16 protein-coding genes are annotated in these 17,010 nt (G+C 35.8%); 9 read left to right on the top strand and 7 right to left on the bottom strand.

Translation table 11 applies throughout. From position 1 onward, the window contains the following. Positions 1-82 precede the first annotated feature (82 nt). A complete protein-coding gene (locus AC6CH4_RS15155; RefSeq protein ID WP_498104341.1) occupies positions 83-1,057 on the bottom strand; it encodes a 3-keto-disaccharide hydrolase in 975 nt (324 codons plus the stop codon). Positions 1,058-1,518: 461 nt separating this feature from the next. Between AC6CH4_RS15155 and AC6CH4_RS15150 the strand changes: the two genes are divergently transcribed. Genes AC6CH4_RS15150 through AC6CH4_RS15140 form a run of 3 tightly spaced genes read left to right on the top strand, consistent with a single transcriptional unit; the run spans position 1,519 to position 2,779 of the window. Then, a complete protein-coding gene (locus tag AC6CH4_RS15150) occupies positions 1,519-1,839 on the top strand; it encodes an ArsR/SmtB family transcription factor (RefSeq protein WP_498104339.1) in 321 nt (106 codons plus the stop codon). Next, on the top strand, positions 1,836-2,333 hold the full coding sequence (locus AC6CH4_RS15145; RefSeq protein ID WP_498104337.1) for an SRPBCC family protein: 498 nt from the start codon (positions 1,836-1,838) through the stop codon (positions 2,331-2,333). The genes AC6CH4_RS15150 and AC6CH4_RS15145 overlap by 4 nt, the downstream gene beginning before the upstream one ends. 5 nt (positions 2,334-2,338) lie before the next feature. Then, entirely contained in the window at positions 2,339-2,779 is a 441-nt protein-coding gene (locus AC6CH4_RS15140) for a VOC family protein (protein WP_375034089.1), read from the top strand. Positions 2,780-3,072: 293 nt separating this feature from the next. On the opposite strand, the gene AC6CH4_RS15135 is transcribed toward AC6CH4_RS15140, so the two are convergent. The 5 genes from AC6CH4_RS15135 to AC6CH4_RS15115 form a co-directional block, all read right to left on the bottom strand. Continuing rightward, positions 3,073-4,494, bottom strand: coding sequence for a gluconokinase (locus AC6CH4_RS15135; protein ID WP_498104335.1), 1,422 nt, complete (start codon positions 4,492-4,494; stop codon positions 3,073-3,075). An 8-nt stretch (positions 4,495-4,502) separates the two neighbouring features. Further along, positions 4,503-4,946 (bottom strand): cupin domain-containing protein, encoded by a 444-nt coding sequence (locus AC6CH4_RS15130; protein ID WP_498104333.1) that lies wholly within the window; start codon positions 4,944-4,946, stop codon positions 4,503-4,505. Positions 4,947-5,042: 96 nt separating this feature from the next. Next, positions 5,043-6,056: a zinc-binding alcohol dehydrogenase family protein gene (locus tag AC6CH4_RS15125; RefSeq protein WP_498104331.1), complete on the bottom strand. Its 1,014-nt coding sequence runs from the start codon at positions 6,054-6,056 to the stop codon at positions 5,043-5,045. Between the two features lie 195 nt (positions 6,057-6,251). Continuing rightward, positions 6,252-6,647, bottom strand: coding sequence for a type II toxin-antitoxin system HicB family antitoxin (locus AC6CH4_RS15120; protein ID WP_498104330.1), 396 nt, complete (start codon positions 6,645-6,647; stop codon positions 6,252-6,254). 22 nt (positions 6,648-6,669) lie between these two features. Beyond that, positions 6,670-6,849: a type II toxin-antitoxin system HicA family toxin gene (locus tag AC6CH4_RS15115; RefSeq protein WP_498104328.1), complete on the bottom strand. Its 180-nt coding sequence runs from the start codon at positions 6,847-6,849 to the stop codon at positions 6,670-6,672. 379 nt (positions 6,850-7,228) lie between these two features. On the opposite strand from AC6CH4_RS15115, the gene AC6CH4_RS15110 reads away from it, so the two are divergent. After that, positions 7,229-8,152: an SMP-30/gluconolactonase/LRE family protein gene (locus AC6CH4_RS15110; protein WP_498104326.1), complete on the top strand. Its 924-nt coding sequence runs from the start codon at positions 7,229-7,231 to the stop codon at positions 8,150-8,152. Between the two features lie 159 nt (positions 8,153-8,311). Next, positions 8,312-9,232, top strand: a complete 921-nt coding sequence (locus AC6CH4_RS15105) for a GNAT family N-acetyltransferase (protein ID WP_498104324.1) — start codon at positions 8,312-8,314, stop codon at positions 9,230-9,232. A 36-nt stretch (positions 9,233-9,268) separates the two neighbouring features. Here the strand turns inward: AC6CH4_RS15105 and AC6CH4_RS15100 are convergent, their stop codons facing one another. Beyond that, complete coding sequence (locus AC6CH4_RS15100; RefSeq protein WP_498104322.1) at positions 9,269-10,105, bottom strand: AraC family transcriptional regulator; 837 nt, start codon at positions 10,103-10,105, stop codon at positions 9,269-9,271. Positions 10,106-10,203: 98 nt separating this feature from the next. Here AC6CH4_RS15100 and AC6CH4_RS15095 point away from each other — a divergent pair, with 98 nt between their 5' ends. The 4 genes from AC6CH4_RS15095 to AC6CH4_RS15080 all read left to right on the top strand — a co-directional run bounded on the left by AC6CH4_RS15095 (position 10,204) and on the right by AC6CH4_RS15080 (position 16,893). Next, entirely contained in the window at positions 10,204-11,130 is a 927-nt protein-coding gene (locus AC6CH4_RS15095) for a ketopantoate reductase family protein (RefSeq protein ID WP_498104320.1), read from the top strand. Between the two features lie 583 nt (positions 11,131-11,713). Further along, positions 11,714-12,307, top strand: coding sequence for a TetR/AcrR family transcriptional regulator (locus AC6CH4_RS15090; RefSeq protein ID WP_498104318.1), 594 nt, complete (start codon positions 11,714-11,716; stop codon positions 12,305-12,307). A 189-nt stretch (positions 12,308-12,496) separates the two neighbouring features. Next, complete coding sequence (locus tag AC6CH4_RS15085) at positions 12,497-13,714, top strand: efflux RND transporter periplasmic adaptor subunit (protein ID WP_498104512.1); 1,218 nt, start codon at positions 12,497-12,499, stop codon at positions 13,712-13,714. A gap of 11 nt (positions 13,715-13,725) precedes the next feature. After that, positions 13,726-16,893 (top strand): efflux RND transporter permease subunit, encoded by a 3,168-nt coding sequence (locus AC6CH4_RS15080; protein WP_498104317.1) that lies wholly within the window; start codon positions 13,726-13,728, stop codon positions 16,891-16,893. Positions 16,894-17,010: the final 117 nt, after the last annotated feature.

The following is a 17,010-nucleotide window of genomic DNA, read 5'->3' as shown; positions in this document are numbered from 1 at the left end:
CCTCAAAGCTTACATGCCCTAAGGTTCTAGCCTGCGTTCCAATGCTTAAATTATCTTATATGACTTATATGGTGAAAAAAAATTATTTAGCTGGTGTTATAATAATATTGCGGTATTCCACAGGACCGTGATCTCCCTGAAGGAATATAGGTCCAGGCTCGGCTTCTTTGCTGTCTATCGCTCCGCCAGTGATTCCGGGAATATACTGATTGTTGATTACTGTTTTACCATTAGCAACAAGGGTCACCATTTTGCCGATAAGAGTAATATCGTATGTATTCCATTCGCCGGCTTCTTTGGCAACCATTTCATTTGGAACCAGAAGCCCGTAAATGGCTCCCATTTGATCCAAAGCAGGTTCCATTCCCTTTCCATCGGTTACCTGTACTTCGTAGCGACCGCGAAGATACACGCCGCTATTACTGCCTTTTGGAATACGAAACTCGATATGAAGTTTGAAATCATTAAATTTTTCATTTGTAAAAAGGTTTACACCCGATTTTGGACTGCGCAAAACACCATTTTCTATAACCCATTGACTGGTACCTTCTGCATGCCAATCTTTGATTGAATTGTCCTTGAGAAGATGAATCGGCTTGCCCCACACTGGTGCAGCAGTACGACGAAGTGTAGGCGCACGAACACCTGTCCACGTTTGCGTTTTACCGTCAACAGTCTGTAGGGTTCCGGATATTATTTCACCTTCAATTTTACCTTCTACGCGAAGATCGTTGCTTCCCTGCTCCCATTGATGTGGTATTGCAAAACTAAATTTTCCATCTTTCAAATGGATTTCAGATATTGGACGGGCACTGCCTACTACGCACATAAATTGTCCTACAAGCGTTGTTCGACCTGAACGTCTGACTTCGAGCCAGGCTGGTGCCGGTTTTCCGTCGACGTCAATGGTTATGTCCCAGCTGCCTTTGAGAGAATCTTTTTCAACTGCATAAAGATTATTGCTGATTATAGTAATAAAAACAATAAATAATAAAGTCATTCCCTTATTCTTGCTAAGGAAATTGGCGAATGATCGGGTTGTGGTTTTCTGGTTCATAAAGTTTTTTTTGGAAATTAAAGTTAGTCAATTTACGATAAATATTGATTCGCGCGAATAGGTTTCGCACCAAACTTAAATAACCATATAAGTCATATAAGGTAATTTAAGCTTTGGGCTGAAGTTAAAATTTTAGAAAATATAAGCGTTTCTATTATTTTGCTATAGCAAAGGAATAACTTAAAAATATTACCATATAAGTCATGTAAGGTTATTTAAGCTTTGGGTTAAGTATAAGAATTTTAAGAATATACGCGTTGTTATTTTTTGCTATTGCAAAGGATTTCGAGATTTTATTTCGCAAGATCAAAACTTATATTTCTAAGACTTTAGCTTTCGCACCAAAGCTTAAATTACCTTATATCACTTATATGGTGAAAAAAAATTACCAAAAATTTGCGAAACCGAATAGTTGCATGTATATTTGCAACCGATTGGCTTCTTAATTAAATTGAATCACTATGAGACGAGACATTTTTCAGGCAATAGCCGATCCGACAAGAAGGTCTATTCTAACCTTAATTGCGCTACAGGCAATGACACCAAATGCCATTGCGGAGAACTTTAATACAACACGCCAGTCTGTTTCGAAACACCTTCGCATCCTTACCGAATGTGATTTAGTAAAACAAGAACAGCGAGGCAGGGAAATTTACTATTCGCTTGAAATTGAAAAGATGAAAGAGGTTGATAAATGGATCAAACAATTCAGAGAAATTTGGGAAACCAAGTTTAATCAGCTAGACGAACTATTAGTAACACTAAAAAACCAGAAAAAATGAAAAACGATTTGCTATTTGATTTTACCGTTGACAAACCTAACAAAACGGTTTACATTACAAGAGAATTTGCTGCAGAATTGCCGCTTGTTTGGGATGCTTTTACAAAAGCGGAACTTTTAGATCAATGGGTGGCACCAAAACCATGGTCAGCCAGAACAAAATACATGAACTTTGAAGTTGGCGGGCGACGATTTTACGCTATGGTAAGTCCGGAAGGCATGGAACGCTGGGCGGTTCAGGAATTTACTTCTATTAGTCCGAAAACCAATTTCAAAATGTACAACACGTTTTCAGACGAAAATGAAAATCGTGTATTACCTGGTTCTGATTGGGATTATAATTTCAGTGAAGAAAATGGCATCACAAAAGTGAATATCAGTATTTATAACGAATCACTGGAACGTTTAGAGATGATGATTGAAATGGGCTTTACAGAAGGCTTTAAAATGTCTGTTGCTAATCTGGAGAAATTATTGGAATCTTTAAAGAAATAGAAATCATGGCAGCTATTAATCCTTACATCCATTTCAACGGAAATGCCGAAGAAGCATTTACGTTTTATAAATCTGTTTTTGGTGGCGAGTTTGCCAATATCAGTCGGTATCGGGACATTTCGAGTGAGCAATATCCAATACCGGAGAACGATCAAAACAGCATTATGCACATTGCCTTGCCTATTGGCAAAACCGGTGTATTAATGGCAAGCGATGTCATGCAGGCTATGGGAAAAGTCAACGAAACCGACAACAGATACACCGTTTCCATCATTGCGGAAAGCAAGGAAGAAGCAGATAAATTATTCAACGGACTTTCAGAAGGCGGAAAAATTGAAATGCCTTTATTTGACGGTCCTTCAGGAAATTATTTCGGAATGTTTGCGGATAAATTTGCCGTTCAGTGGATGGTCAATTATAATCCGAAATTCAGTGGAGAAGTATAGTGGTTGAGAAATAATTTTGTAAATGCGCAGTCTCAAATTGTATAATTCCACAAAGTTACACAGAGGAGACCCGGAGATTCGCAAAGTTTTAGAAAGAAAAGCGCAGAAATAATCAGGTGGTTCCGAAGCTTCGGGAGCAATGTTTTTTCCAATTTAAAACATAGCGCACGGTTTTAACCGCGGGCTATGTTTGATGTATTTCGTAAAGAAGTTAAAAAACTTATATGCCCTAAAGTCCAGTATTCGCACCAATGCTTAAATTTCCTTATATCACTTATATGGTGAAAAAAAAATCACGACAAATCTTTCAATACCGGATACACTTTTTTAAACTTGGTAAAAGCGGCTTCATAGACACTTTTATATGCTGCATTAGGATAAAAAGTTTTTCCGGTTTTATTTTCACTGGTGATATCCTTCCCTATCGATTTCATACCAATCATAACAGCTCCCCAGGCAGAACCTTCAATAGTTTGTGAGGTTTCTACTTCAATCTGAAAAATATCGGCAACCATTTGGAGCCAAAGTTCACTTTTACCAAATCCGCCACTGGCCATTACTGTGGTTTGTTTTCTTTTTTCAGGATCCGGAAGCAAAATTTCTGTAATCTGAAAGAGTCCAAATAAAATACCTTCTAAAGTTGCCCTTACCAAATGTGCCTGAGTATGTGTAATCTGCATTCCTAAAAGCGATCCTTGTGCAGCTGCATCCCAAATTGGTGCTCTTTCGCCTAGTAAATATGGCACAAAAAGCAAACCTTCAGAACCGGCCGATATTTTTTCTGCTTCTTCAAAAAGAACTTCAAAAGACTGATCGGTTTTCAATAAAGTTTCCCTGAGCCATTGCAAAATAATCGCGCCGTTATTTACTGCTCCTAAAACAAGATATTGGTCATCTATCAAATGGTAACACTGCGTTCGCATTTGTTCGTCGAGATAGGGTTGGTCGATGGGTAATCGTACGGCTCCGCTTGTACCAATGGTTAGGGCGATACAGCCTTTATTCATAGCTCCTGTTCCAAGATTTGCCAACGCTCCGTCGCCACCGCCAATTACATAAAGAAAATCATCTGAAACTCCTTTGCATTGATGTGTTACTTCGCAGACTGTGGATAATTGCTCTGGTTTCAGGTTTAAAAAATCCAGAATTTCGGGATCCCATTGTAAAGTATGAATATTTAATAATCCGCTTCCGGATGCCATTGAAGTGTCTGTACAATATTCATTCGTGAGATGATGCCATACATATTCTTTAATACTAATGAATTTATAGGTTTGAGAAAAAATATCGGAATCAAATTCTTTAAACCATGCAATTTTGGTCATGGGCGAAAATGGATGAATCGGGATTCCGGTTTTTCGATAAAAATGTTTTCCTTTTTCAGAATTCTTAATTTTTTCGGCAATCGCATTGGCTCTGTTATCGGCCCATAAAATAGCATCCGTTAACGGTTTACCAGCTTTATCAATAGCAATAATACTTTGCATCGCTGAGCTGAAACTGATAAATTCCGGCTGAATCCCTTTTGTAATTTCTGCAATACAATCTATAACAGTCTGTAAAATCTCTTGCGGATTTTGCACACTCCAATCCGGTTTTGGATGATACATCGGATAGGCATTTGAAACCTGTTTAATTACATTTCCGTGTATATCAAAACAAATGGCTTTTGTGGCCGTGGTTCCAATGTCGATTCCTATATAAAATGATTCCATGTTTTTTACTACTTCAAATCCTTCTTAATCACCAAATACTTCAAATCCGTTTTTCCAACGTTACTAATTCCATGTTCCATATTGGAGGGACAGTAAAAACTGGTATTTGGCCCTGCGATTACGGTTTTTCCGTCAAGATAGAATTGAGCTGTGCCTTCAAGAATGAAAAAGAATTCTTCTTCGACGTGGTGGTGCGGCGCATGCGTAGATTTTCCGGGTTCGACGATACTCATTTTGAGGGTATTTTCCTGAGTAAAGTTTTTATCCCCAAACCAATATTGATAACCCACTTTTGTTTTGGTAGCTTTGTCTAACTCAAAGTGATTGACACAATTTTCAATCGTATATTTTAGTTCTGTTGAAGTCGTTTCTTTTTTTACTTCTTGCGCTTGTACAGATTGTTGCATGAATAATGCAAGAACTGCAATCGTAATGGTTGCCGCTAATTTCATTTTCTTTTTTATTGTAATAATACAAAAAATGCTTTTACGTAGCGCTTAAAAACAAAAAACAAGCTTTATTAGCTTGTTTTTGTTTTATTATTTTCTTTAAAATTTGATCGCAATTTTTCCGATCGTAGTTCCTGATTCCAGCAACTCGTGTGCTTTTTTGAAATTGGAAACTGTCAGGCCGTTTAACGTTGTCTTTAAGGTAGACTGAATTGTACCGTTGTCTAATAAATTGGATAATTCGTTTAAAATATGATGCTGAGAGATCCTATCTTCTGTTTGAAACGTCGAGCGTGTAAACATAGATTCCCAATGAAAACTGATACTTTTAGTTTTTAATTGAAGAAGATTCACATTTTCGTTAGGAGTACTAATAGAACCAATATGTCCCTGAGGTTTAATCAATTCTGTAAATGCCTGCCAATACTGATTGGCATCAACCAAATCTAAAATAAAATCAACTTGCTGAAAACCTGCGTTACGAACTTCTTCGATCAAGTTTTTATGATTTACCACAAAATCGGCGCCTTGTTGTTTACACCATTCGATAGATTCAGGTCGCGAAGCTGTAGCAATTACAGTTAACCCAGCCACTTTTTTAGCCAATTGAATGGCTACTGAACCCACTCCACCGGCTCCGCCAATTATTAAAATGCTTTTGCCATTATCTTTTTCCGGATTAATACGAATTCGGTCAAATAATATTTCCCAGGCTGTTAAACCGGTTAACGGCATTACTGCTGCCTGTTCTATCGAAAGAGATTTTGGTTTTTTACCCACAATACGTTCGTCAATAATTTGATATTCGGCATTACTGCCTTGTTTGGTAATATCGCCTGCATAGTAAACTTCGTCTCCCACTTTAAACAAACTAACCTGATCACCAACTGCTTTTACAATTCCAACAGCATCCCAGCCTATGATTTTTGGGGTTTCTAAAACAGTTTCTTTGGCACTATTCTGGCGAATCTTAAAATCTACCGGATTAACAGAAATGGCTTCGATTTTAACTAATAAATCGTGCGCTCCGGGAACTGGTTTTGGTATTTCAAATTCAATAAAACTATCTTCTTTTTCTATTGATAATGAGGTTTTAAATCCTATTGCTTTCATCTTTTTTATCTTTTGATTTAAACTAATAACACAAAGATACTCACAAAGAAGAATCTGGAAATTGTACAAATCCGTTATGAATTTGTATATGTTTGTCTTTTTGAATTATTAATATATTGAACTTAAACTGGATGAAGTCCAGCCCTACAATATTTATCATTCCTTCGGAATTTTTACTTGTTTGCTTTTTTTATCTTATAGTTCTACTGCTAGAAGTTCTTTTCCTAAATTATGTAAGGCGCTTTCTATTTTTAGACGCTGTTCTAACCTTGGATTTCTGTGACCTGATGCGTAATGCTGAATTTGTTTTTGATTTATACCTGTAATTCTTTCAAGTGCTGAGTTTGTAAATATTCCTTTGTAATAATTTAATAAACTCGCCGTATCGAACTTATAAACTAACGTGTATTCTTTTTCTAAAAAACCTGGTTTATTTTCTTCATCTAATTCTTTTAATGTCTCAATACAGTCTAATACATCTTGTTTGCATTCCTGAACTGTGTTACCACCACCAACTATCGCTTTTTCATTTTCAGCATAACCCCAAAAGCCATCTTCGTTTCTTTCGATAATAATTTTAATTGTTTTCATAATTACCTATTTTTTTAAGATGCTAAAGCCCCATCTCTTTTCTTAATTTCTGTTCTAATCCTTTTCCAATTTCTTTTGATCCATGATTCGGAATAACAACTTGTTTACCATCTTTTTGATAAATCTCATGACTTCCTTTGCCTTGCCTTACGAATACCCAGCCATTCCGCAAAGCTTCTCTAATAAATTCTTTTGATTTCACTATCTAAATGATTTTACAAAGATAGTAGAATTACTATCTTAAAATTATTTTTTATTACAAATTTTAAAAATCAAAGATAGCATTGTTAAAACAAAAAGTAGGAAAATATATATAATTATAAATTTTTGAAAAACTAAATCTCTCGCCTAGCCCCGATAGAAGTGTAAATCCTTTTGTGTCCGCCGCGGCGGACACAAAAGATTGAAACGGATAGCGGGACAACTCGTCTTAAAAACATAATTCTTCTGCTCCTAAAAAAGAATATCCCACTCCAGCGGGAGCACCTTACTCATGAACAAAAAGAAATTAACACGAGAACCATAAAAACAAACTATATTAGCCTTTCATTTTTTCAAAGCAATCTTTAAACCTTTTTATAATGAACCAACTCCAAATTAAAATAAAATCACTCCTTATATTCATTATTACTTTTGCTTTTACAAATTTTATATACGCTCAGCTATCAGAAGAAAAAAAACATAACTTAATAGCGAAAGGCGCAGTTCTCACTAAACTATCAGACCAATACAGTTTTACAGAAGGACCTGCCGCAGATAAAAAAGGAAATATTTATTTTACCGATCAGCCTAATAACAGAATCATGAAATGGTCGGTTAATGGTGAACTTTCTATTTTTATGGAAAATGCGGGAAGAGCTAACGGCTTGTATTTTGATCATGCAGGCAATCTGTTGGCTTGTGCTGATGAAAAAAATGAAATTTGGAAAATAGACCAAAACAAAAATATTACGGTATTAGTGAATGACTTCGAAGGAAAAAGGCTTAATGGTCCTAACGACCTATGGGTTGATCCAAAAGGCGGTATCTATTTTACAGATCCTTTTTACAAAAGAGATTACTGGACACATACCTCCAAAGAAATAGAGAAAGAATGTGTTTACTATTTATCTCCGGATAAATCTAGAATTACAAACGTTGACAATGACCTTGTAAAACCGAATGGCATTATTGGAACTTCCGATGGAAAAATGTTATTCGTAGCGGATATAGGAGCCAACAAAACATATTCATATACAATAAACAGTGATGGTTCTTTAGGCAAAAAAACGCTGTTTACTGAATCAGGTTCAGATGGAATGACAATAGACAAATTCGGAAACATTTATTTAACCGGAAAAGGCGTTACGGTATTTAATCCACAAGGAGAAAAAATAGCCCATATCGATGTTCCTGAACCGTGGACAGCCAATGTTTGTTTTGGAGGAAAAAAACGTAAGACATTATTTATTACTGCCGGTAAAAGTGTTTATACGATAGAAATGAACGTTAGGGGAATGAAATAATTAATGTATAATCATTCTGGATGCGTATGTTCAATTCCCCCTGCTCCTAAAAATGAACCCCACATTAGATCCTAAACTTTATAAATAAAACTTAAAATTCTTCTTTTGATTTTGAATATATGTAGTCAACTACGTAAATTTGCATACAAATTATTTGTTATGGTATTAGAAAAATCAAAATCCTTGGTATTAGGGAATCTTTTGCAGCGTTTGACGGAGAACTTGCGTAAAGAAGCGCAACTGTTTTACAGAAGTCAGAATATTGATTTTGAACCGAAATGGTTTCCGGTAATTTATGTCCTTTCGCAAAGAAAAGCAATTAGTGTGGTGGAACTTTCTCAGGAAATTGGGTACTCTCACCCCACTACAATTTCGCTTTTGAAAGAATTAGAAAAAAAGGAACTCATTGGTTCTGCTAAAGATGCTAAAGACGAGCGAAAACGACTCATTACACTTACAGAAAAAGCAAATGAACTCATACAACAATTGCAACCCTTGTGGGCTGTTATGACGCAGGCTTTAGTGGAATTGACGGATACTGAAAATAATTTGTACAAAGCCATAAACGAAGTAAATCAAAACTTAAAAACAAAAAATCTTTTTGACCGAATGACAACAATTAAAGAAATGAACCTACATGCTTCTGAAAAAGCAGTAGAAAACGATATTAAAGTAGAAAAAATTGAAGATCATAAATTAGAATCGATCGCATTTGCCATTAGAAGGCAAGTTTTTGTTGAAGAGCAAAATGTATCGCAGGAACGCGAATCGATGGATGATACTGAGGCGATTCATTATTTGGCAACGGTCAACGGTTTGCCTGCCGGAGCGGCGCGCTACAGAATAATGGAGAAAGGAGCAAAAATTGAACGTATTGCGGTTTTGAGTTCTTATCGAGGAAAGAAAGTTGGAGAAGCAATTCTGAAAAAAATTGTTGAAGATTTACACGACGAAAAGAAGATTTATCTTTATGCACAGGTTAATGCTAGTCCATTTTATATTAAAAACGGATTCAGACAAACAAACAATTTTTTCCTCGACGCCGGAATTGAGCATGTCGAAATGGATTTGGTTAAATAAAAATAGAATAGCATTTCTTGGCAGGGCATATTATTGCTAAGAAATGCTTAATGATTTTTTAAATTCGGATGGAGAAATTCCAGTGCTTTTCATCATGAATTTATTAAAATGACTGCTATCAATAAAACCTAAATCGTTACTAATTTCTGAAAAAGTTAAGTTGTTTTTGCTCAATTTTTCGGTTACCACCTTAAGCTTGGTTTGTACAATATAATCTCTCAAAGTAATATTTAAATGGTTTTTAAAATACTCTCCTATATAATGGATCGAGACATTAAAATAACTGGCCATTTCTTTTTTCTTCAATAAATGCGGATTAGCAATGTTCGATCGGATATAACTTAAAATCGTATCAATCTTCAGTATTTCGGTAGTTTGTAAGCTTAGATTATTTTCATTTAAAATGGCATTTCGACGAATGATTTGAATTAGTGCCGTCATTAAACTTTTGATTATAACTTCATTTTGCCCTTTTGGCTTAGCAACCTCATCTAATATTCTTACAATAAGTGTTTCGCAAAAAGCTTTGTCCTCTTCCAGGAAAATTAAATTTCCATTGGTCTGATTGTGGTAATAAAACAATTTTTCGATCTCTTCAATTTCTTTTTTATTCGAAAAGAAATTAGGCAAGAAACGCAGACAGTGAAACTTTGTTGGTTTTAAGGTTTTGAACGAATGATAATCTTTTGGCGTAAGCAAATAAATATCTTGTTCTTTATAATTGTGATGAATTGAATTTAGAATATGATTTCCAGTTCCGTATTCAATGTAAAGTAATTCGAAAAAATTGTGTCTGTGGACTTCTTTCTTCCATGTTAATTCTTCGACAGAATAAATTTCGAAATCTTTGTATATAAAAAAGGTGTCTTTCATAATCCTTAATTTTTACAAATATAACCTATATTATTACATCAGCTATTAAGTAGTAACCCATTTACTTTGCATCTATAATTAAAACCTAAAACTACAACATGAACTCAGAAACAATAAAAATAGGAATTCTTGGAATTGGTGGAATCGGCGGCTTTGTTGGTGCCCCATTGGCAAATAAATACAAAGGTAGTACAACCAAAATCATTTTTATTTGCAGAGGTGAAACCAAAAATACCATTCAGAGTGAAGGTTTGCTGTTTGAGTCTAAAGGCGAAGCAGAAACTATATTTCCCGATGTAGTATCTGATAATCCAACAGCAATAGGAATTTTGGATGTTTTGATTCTTACCTCGAAATCTTATTCTATAAAAGAGGTGCTTTCTGCTTATAAAGATTGTATCAATGCGGACACTGTTATAATCACGTTGCAAAATGTGGTAAATGCAGCAGAAATTATACGTGAGACTTTGCCGCAGGTGGGCCAAATTATGGAAGGTTGTATTTATGTAGCTTCGAATGTGAAGAAGCCAGGACACGTACAACATGTTGGCGGACCAGGGAAAATTTTTGTTGGCGGAAAAGAAAATAAACCTTTGATAGATTTGCTAGCAGCCGGAGGTTTAGACATTACGTATCTGGAAAATTTCAACGAAACGCTATGGAAGAAATATTTGTTTGTTGCGCCGGTTGCAGCCATAACTTCTGCCTATAAAGTTACTTTTGGTCAGCTATTGGAAGATCAAAATCTAATGCATATTTTGGAAAATATGATGATTGAAATTCAATCGCTAGCTATCAAAAACAATATCAATCTAACTAACGAAGACATTGAAACGGCTAAAGATTTATTGATTAAATTTCCTTTTGAATCGAAATCGTCTTTGCAATTGGATTTTGAAAACAACAATAAAACTGAAAAACAATTTTTGGTTGATTATGTAATTGAAAACGCTCATAAATACGGAATCGAAACTCCTTATTATAATGATGTCAATGATAAAATAAAAACTTTATATCGTTTATAATAATCTATATTTAAACTGGACTGAAGTCCAGCCCTACAATATTGTTAGAGCCTCTGGCTCTTTTAGATTGACCATATAGATTTAAATTCCGGAGGAATGATCAATATTGTAGCGCTGGATTTCAGTCCAGTCTCGTATGGTTTTGCATTTGTTTTTTTATCATCTTATGAAAACTAAACCTCTCTCCTAGCCCCGATAGAAGCGGTATCCTTTTATGGTGGGGTTCACCATAAAAGATACAAGTGGATAGCGGGACTAAACGCGTAAAGAAAACGGAAATTTCTGCTCCTTAAAAATCAACTTATATTAAAATTTGAATGGATTTTTATTCCTCAGAAAGAAAATGAGACGTTTTTATAATTAGAAAAGTATCAAAATGACCTTAGTCGCAATTGAATTTTAGTTAAACTTTAATTAAAATTAGATTTTCAGAAAATATAAAATCTCTCAAAAGGCCTGATTTTACTACTACTCTAATGTTCTCTATGACAGAATAAGAAAAAATTATAATGAATTTGTACTATAATCAGAAAATCGGTATTACATTTGCCTAACAGTGTTAGATTATTTAATACTCATCAAAATGGCAAGTAAAGATCGTATATTAAGACAAAAAGAAGAGACAAGAAATAACATTCTTGAAGCTGCTTATTCTATCGTAAAAGAAGAAGGATGGCAAGGTCTGAGTATGCGAAAGATTGCTGACAAGATTGAATACACTGCCCCTATTATCTACGAATACTTCTCTAATAAAGAAGCTATTTTAAATGAATTAACCGGTAAAGGTTTTATTAAATTATCGAAGGAATTGCAAAATGCCAGAGCTAAATTTGATAAACCGGAAGACCAATTAGAAGCCATGTGGATGGCGTATTGGGATTTTGCCTTTACAGATACCGAAATGTATCAGGTTATGTTTGGTGTGCAAATGAATTGTTGTTCCCAACAATGTTCGGCTGCAGAAGCACCTTATAAATTGTTCACCGCAGTGATTGCTGAAATTATGAAAAACAGTAATCCGAGCCCTGAAGTTATCAAACAAAAATATTTTACTTTCTTTTCTGTTATTCATGGTTTAATTGCGATTAACATCATTAACAAAAGCGAAGTAATGGAAACCATCAACAATCAAATCCTGAAAGATGCGATTGGTGGTATCATCAAATCAATACAGTAAAAAAATTTTCCATTATACTTAACAGTGTTAGAAAATTTAATTAAAGTAATTTAGTAACCTTTTTTTACTATTTACTTAACAGTGATAAATAATTTAATACCGATTTTTTAAACAATCGGAATGGGCTCACTATTACGGAATTTTGCGCCCTTTAACTTAACAACGTTAGATAATTTAATTCAATTAATTATGAATACCGGGAATGCCAGAATACAAAAGATTTTAACTCAAATGAATGTCCAACAAATTAAAACTAATACGAAAATGAAAAATGTAATTATAACCAGTTTTATTCTGGCACTTGTACTAAGTAGTTGTGCAGATAAAGCGCAGGCTCCTGCTCCGGCAGCCCCACTCCTGCCTGTTTTAGCGATTCAAAACTCTGATGCTGTTACTGATGCTGAATATCCGGCTTCGATACAAGGAACTGTAGACGTAGAGATTCGCCCACAAGTAAGCGGAAACCTTGATCGCGTTTTAGTAGATGAAGGTGCTTATGTAAGTAAAGGTCAAACTTTATTCAAAATAAATGAACGTCCTTTCCGCGAGCAATTAAACAATGCTTTGGCTAGCCTTCATGCGTCTGAAGCGGCTTTGATCAACGCTCAGTTAGAAGTAGATAAATTAACTCCTTTAGTTCAAAACAAAGTAGTTTCTGATTATCAGTTGAAAACGGCTAAAGCGTCTCAAAAAATTGCTGCTGCTAATATCGAGCAAGCAAGAGCAATGGTAGCATCTGCCAGAATTAATTTAGGGTATACTAATGTGACAGCCCCTGTTAGTGGTTACATTGGAAGATTGCCTAAAAAACAAGGAAGTTTAGTTTCGGCTACTGATATTGAACCGTTAACCAAACTTTCAGATGTACACGAAGTTTTTGTTTACTTCTCTCTTGGTGAAACTGATTTCATCAAATTCAAATCACAATATGCAGGAAATACGTTAGGTGATAAAATCAAAAAATTACCTCCTGTAACTTTGATTTTGGCTGATAATAATGCTTATGCACAATCAGGAAAAATTGATATGGTGGATGGTCAATTTGATAAAAACACAGGTGCTATTACTTTAAGAGCCACTTTCCCAAATGCAAACGGAACATTACGTTCTGGAAACACAGGAAAAATTCGTTTAGGAATCAATCATGACGATGCGATTCTGGTACCACAATCGGCTACGATAGAAATGCAGGATAAAGTATTTGTTTACACGCTTAACAAAGGGAATAAAGTAAACAAAATGCCTATCACGATTATTGGTAAAAGCGGAACTAACTATCTTATTGGTGAAGGTGTAAAATCTGGCGACCAAATTGTTTTAAGCGGAATTGATAAACTTCAGGAAGGACAAGTGATCCAACCTCAAAAATCGACTTCTGAAGTTGCCCAAATAATTAACAAAAAATAATTTTTACGACAATGTTCAAAATATTTATACAAAGACCTGTACTGGCAACCGTAATCTCCATTTTATTGGTGATCCTGGGTGTACTTGGACTTACAAAATTGCCTTTACAACAGTTTCCTGATATTGCGCCTCCCTCGGTTTTGGTTACGGCGGTTTATCCGGGAGCGAATGCCGAAACGGTTTTACGTTCGGTTGCACCATCTCTGGAAGAATCTATAAATGGTGTTGAAAACATGACGTACATGAGTTCAACAGCGAGTAACGATGGTACGCTTGCGATTACTGTTTTCTTTAAATTAGGTACAGATGCCGATCAGGCCGCAGTTAACGTTCAGAACAGAGTTGCCCAGGCAACGAGTCAGTTGCCTGCAGAGGTTGTTCAGCAAGGTGTAATCACCGCGAAACAACAAAACAGTTTCATCATGGCGATTGGTATGTACACAGAAGACGAATCGAAATACGATCAGACTTTTGTTGCCAATTATGCTCAAATTAATATTATTCCGGAGATTAAACGTATTCCGGGTGTAGGTGCTGCCAGTATTTTTGGTGGAGTTAAAGATTACTCGATGAGAGTTTGGTTAAATCCAACTCAAATGTCGACTTACAATGTGACGCCAAATGAAGTTATGGCAGCTATCCAGGACAAAAGTTTAGAGGCTGCTCCGGGTAAATTTGGAGAAAGAAGTAAAGAAGTTTTTGAATACGTAATTAAATACAAAGGGAAACTTACCAAACCGGAGGATTATCAAAACATTGCGATTCGTTCGAATGCAGATGGATCTATTCTTCGTTTAAAAGATGTTGCCAGAGTGGAGCTTGGTGCTTACTCTTATAACAGTTTAACTCGTTTGAACGGTAAAAAAGGAGTTGTAATTGGTGTTATTCAGTTAGCAGGTTCTAACTCAAATGAAATTCAGATTGCGATTAATAAATTGATGGTGAAAGCCTCAAAAGATTTCCCGGCAGGGATAAAACACAATATTTTCTACAGTACAAAAGTATCCTTAGACCAATCGATCGAACAGGTTGAACATACTTTAATTGAAGCTTTTATACTGGTATTTATAGTTGTTTTCATCTTCTTACAGGATTTCAGATCAACATTAATTCCGGCCATTGCTGTACCTGTAGCAATTTTAGGAACGTTCTTCTTCATGCAGTTATTCGGCTTTTCGATCAACCTTTTAACGCTTTTCGCTTTAATTCTGGCGATTGGTATTGTGGTGGATGATGCGATTGTCGTCGTCGAAGCCGTGCATGCGAAAATGGAGCATAAACACTTGTCTCCAAAAGTAGCCACACATGAAGCAATGCACGAAATAACGGGTGCTATTATCTCGATTACGCTGGTAATGGCTGCTGTATTCCTGCCGGTCGGTTTTATGGAAGGTTCAACCGGGGTTTTCTATCGTCAGTTTGCTTTTACGATGGCGATTGCAATTGTAATTTCAGCCGTAAACGCTTTGACATTGTCCCCTGCCCTTGCCGCTTTATTCTTAAAAGATAATCATGCTGCACACGAAGGAGATGCTCCATATAAAAAACAAGGATTTAAAGAAAAATTCTTTACCGGATTCAACAATAGTTTTGAATCATTGACCAACCGTTATGTTGGCGGATTAAAATTCTTAATTCGTAACAAATGGGTTAGTTTAGGTGGATTGGCTTTAATTACTTTCGCTACGATTGTAATGGTGAAAACTACTCCTGCCGGATTTATCCCAACAGAAGATCAGGGATTTATTGCTATTGCTGTTAATACGCCTTCTGGAACATCATTAGATGGAACTCAGAAAGTAATGACAGAAGCAGAAAACACTTTAAAAAAATTGGGTGCATCACGATTTGTAACTGCTATTTCTGGTTTCAACTTATTGACGAATTCTACAAGCCCATCATCAGCAGTAGTTTTCGTATTGCTTAAACCAAATGAAGAACGTGGCGAGGTTAAAAATATTGAAGAAATTATGAATCAGGTTCGTGGCCAATTAGGTGCAATTTCAGGCGGAAGTTTCTTCGTATTTAGTTTCCCAACTGTTCCCGGATTTAGTAACGTTGAGGCATTAGATTTGGTTCTTCAGGATAAAACCGGAGGTAAACTGGATAAATTTAGTGGAATCTCACAAAACTTTATTGGTGAAGTAATGAAACGCCCTGAAATTGCTGTAGCCTTTACCAGTTTCAAAGCAGATTATCCTCAATTACAATTGGATATCAATGACGAAAAAGCAGATCAGTTAGGTGTTAAAGTAAAAGATATTCTGCAAACGATGCAGGCTTATTTTGGTAGCGCACAAGCCTCTGACTTCAATAGATTTGGTAAATATTACAGAGTTGTAGTTCAGGCTGATATTGCCGACAGAGCAGATCCATCAGCTATTGACAGAGTTTTTGTAAAAAACAAAAATGGCGAAATGGTTCCGATAAACACTTTAGTAAAACTAAGCCGTATTTATGGTTCTGAAACTGCTTCGAGATACAACTTGTTTAACTCGATTTCGATTAATGCGATTCCGAAACCAGGATTTAGTTCCGGAGATGCCATTAAAGCAATTGAAGAAGTAGCAGCTCAACAATTACCTGCAGGATATAGTTATGAATGGTCAGGACAAACCCGTGAAGAAATTTCTTCCGGAGGTCAGTCGGCAACGATTTTCTTACTGTGTTTGATATTCGTCTATTTCTTACTTGCCGCACAGTACGAAAGTTATATTTTGCCTTTAGCCGTAATCTTATCCATACCTGCAGGAATTTTTGGAGTATTTGTAGCGATTGGATTAACAGGAATTGAAAACAACATTTATGTGCAAGTTGCATTGGTAATGTTAATTGGATTACTCGCCAAGAATGCGATTTTGATTGTCGAGTTCGCCGTCCAGAAACGAAAATCCGGACAGGCCCTGGTTAAAGCTGCTATAGATGCTGCCAAATTACGTTTACGTCCAATTATCATGACGTCACTGGCTTTCGTAGTAGGATTAATTCCGATGATGAGTGCCAAAGGACCATCAGCACAAGGTAACCACTCGATTAGTATTGGTGCCGCCGGAGGTATGATTTCAGGAGTAATTCTAGGGTTGTTGATCATCCCGGTTTTATTCATCGTATTCCAACATTTACAAGAAAAAGTTACCGGAAAACCGGTAGCAGTAATTCATAACGGAGAAGAAAAATAAATATGGAAAATTATATAACGACAATTCTGGTGGCCATCATATTTGGCATCGGGTATATATCGTACAGAATCTCAAAAGATCTTGAAGCTAAAAAAGATACTTGTACAGAAATTTAAT

The sequence above is a fragment of the Flavobacterium sp. GQ95 genome, assembly GCF_059758655.1.
This window is presented reverse-complemented; position numbering and strand designations above follow the sequence as displayed.

Coding starts and splice junctions, on each gene's coding strand:
- AC6CH4_RS15155 (WP_498104341.1), bottom strand. CDS start 1,057: ATGAACCAGAAAACCACAACCCGATCATTCGCCAATTTCCTTAGCAAG.
- AC6CH4_RS15150 (WP_498104339.1), top strand. CDS start 1,519: ATGAGACGAGACATTTTTCAGGCAATAGCCGATCCGACAAGAAGGTCT.
- AC6CH4_RS15145 (WP_498104337.1), top strand. CDS start 1,836: ATGAAAAACGATTTGCTATTTGATTTTACCGTTGACAAACCTAACAAA.
- AC6CH4_RS15140 (WP_375034089.1), top strand. CDS start 2,339: ATGGCAGCTATTAATCCTTACATCCATTTCAACGGAAATGCCGAAGAA.
- AC6CH4_RS15135 (WP_498104335.1), bottom strand. CDS start 4,494: ATGGAATCATTTTATATAGGAATCGACATTGGAACCACGGCCACAAAA.
- AC6CH4_RS15130 (WP_498104333.1), bottom strand. CDS start 4,946: ATGAAATTAGCGGCAACCATTACGATTGCAGTTCTTGCATTATTCATG.
- AC6CH4_RS15125 (WP_498104331.1), bottom strand. CDS start 6,056: ATGAAAGCAATAGGATTTAAAACCTCATTATCAATAGAAAAAGAAGAT.
- AC6CH4_RS15120 (WP_498104330.1), bottom strand. CDS start 6,647: ATGAAAACAATTAAAATTATTATCGAAAGAAACGAAGATGGCTTTTGG.
- AC6CH4_RS15110 (WP_498104326.1), top strand. CDS start 7,229: ATGAACCAACTCCAAATTAAAATAAAATCACTCCTTATATTCATTATT.
- AC6CH4_RS15105 (WP_498104324.1), top strand. CDS start 8,312: ATGGTATTAGAAAAATCAAAATCCTTGGTATTAGGGAATCTTTTGCAG.
- AC6CH4_RS15100 (WP_498104322.1), bottom strand. CDS start 10,105: ATGAAAGACACCTTTTTTATATACAAAGATTTCGAAATTTATTCTGTC.
- AC6CH4_RS15095 (WP_498104320.1), top strand. CDS start 10,204: ATGAACTCAGAAACAATAAAAATAGGAATTCTTGGAATTGGTGGAATC.
- AC6CH4_RS15090 (WP_498104318.1), top strand. CDS start 11,714: ATGGCAAGTAAAGATCGTATATTAAGACAAAAAGAAGAGACAAGAAAT.
- AC6CH4_RS15085 (WP_498104512.1), top strand. CDS start 12,497: ATGAATACCGGGAATGCCAGAATACAAAAGATTTTAACTCAAATGAAT.
- AC6CH4_RS15080 (WP_498104317.1), top strand. CDS start 13,726: ATGTTCAAAATATTTATACAAAGACCTGTACTGGCAACCGTAATCTCC.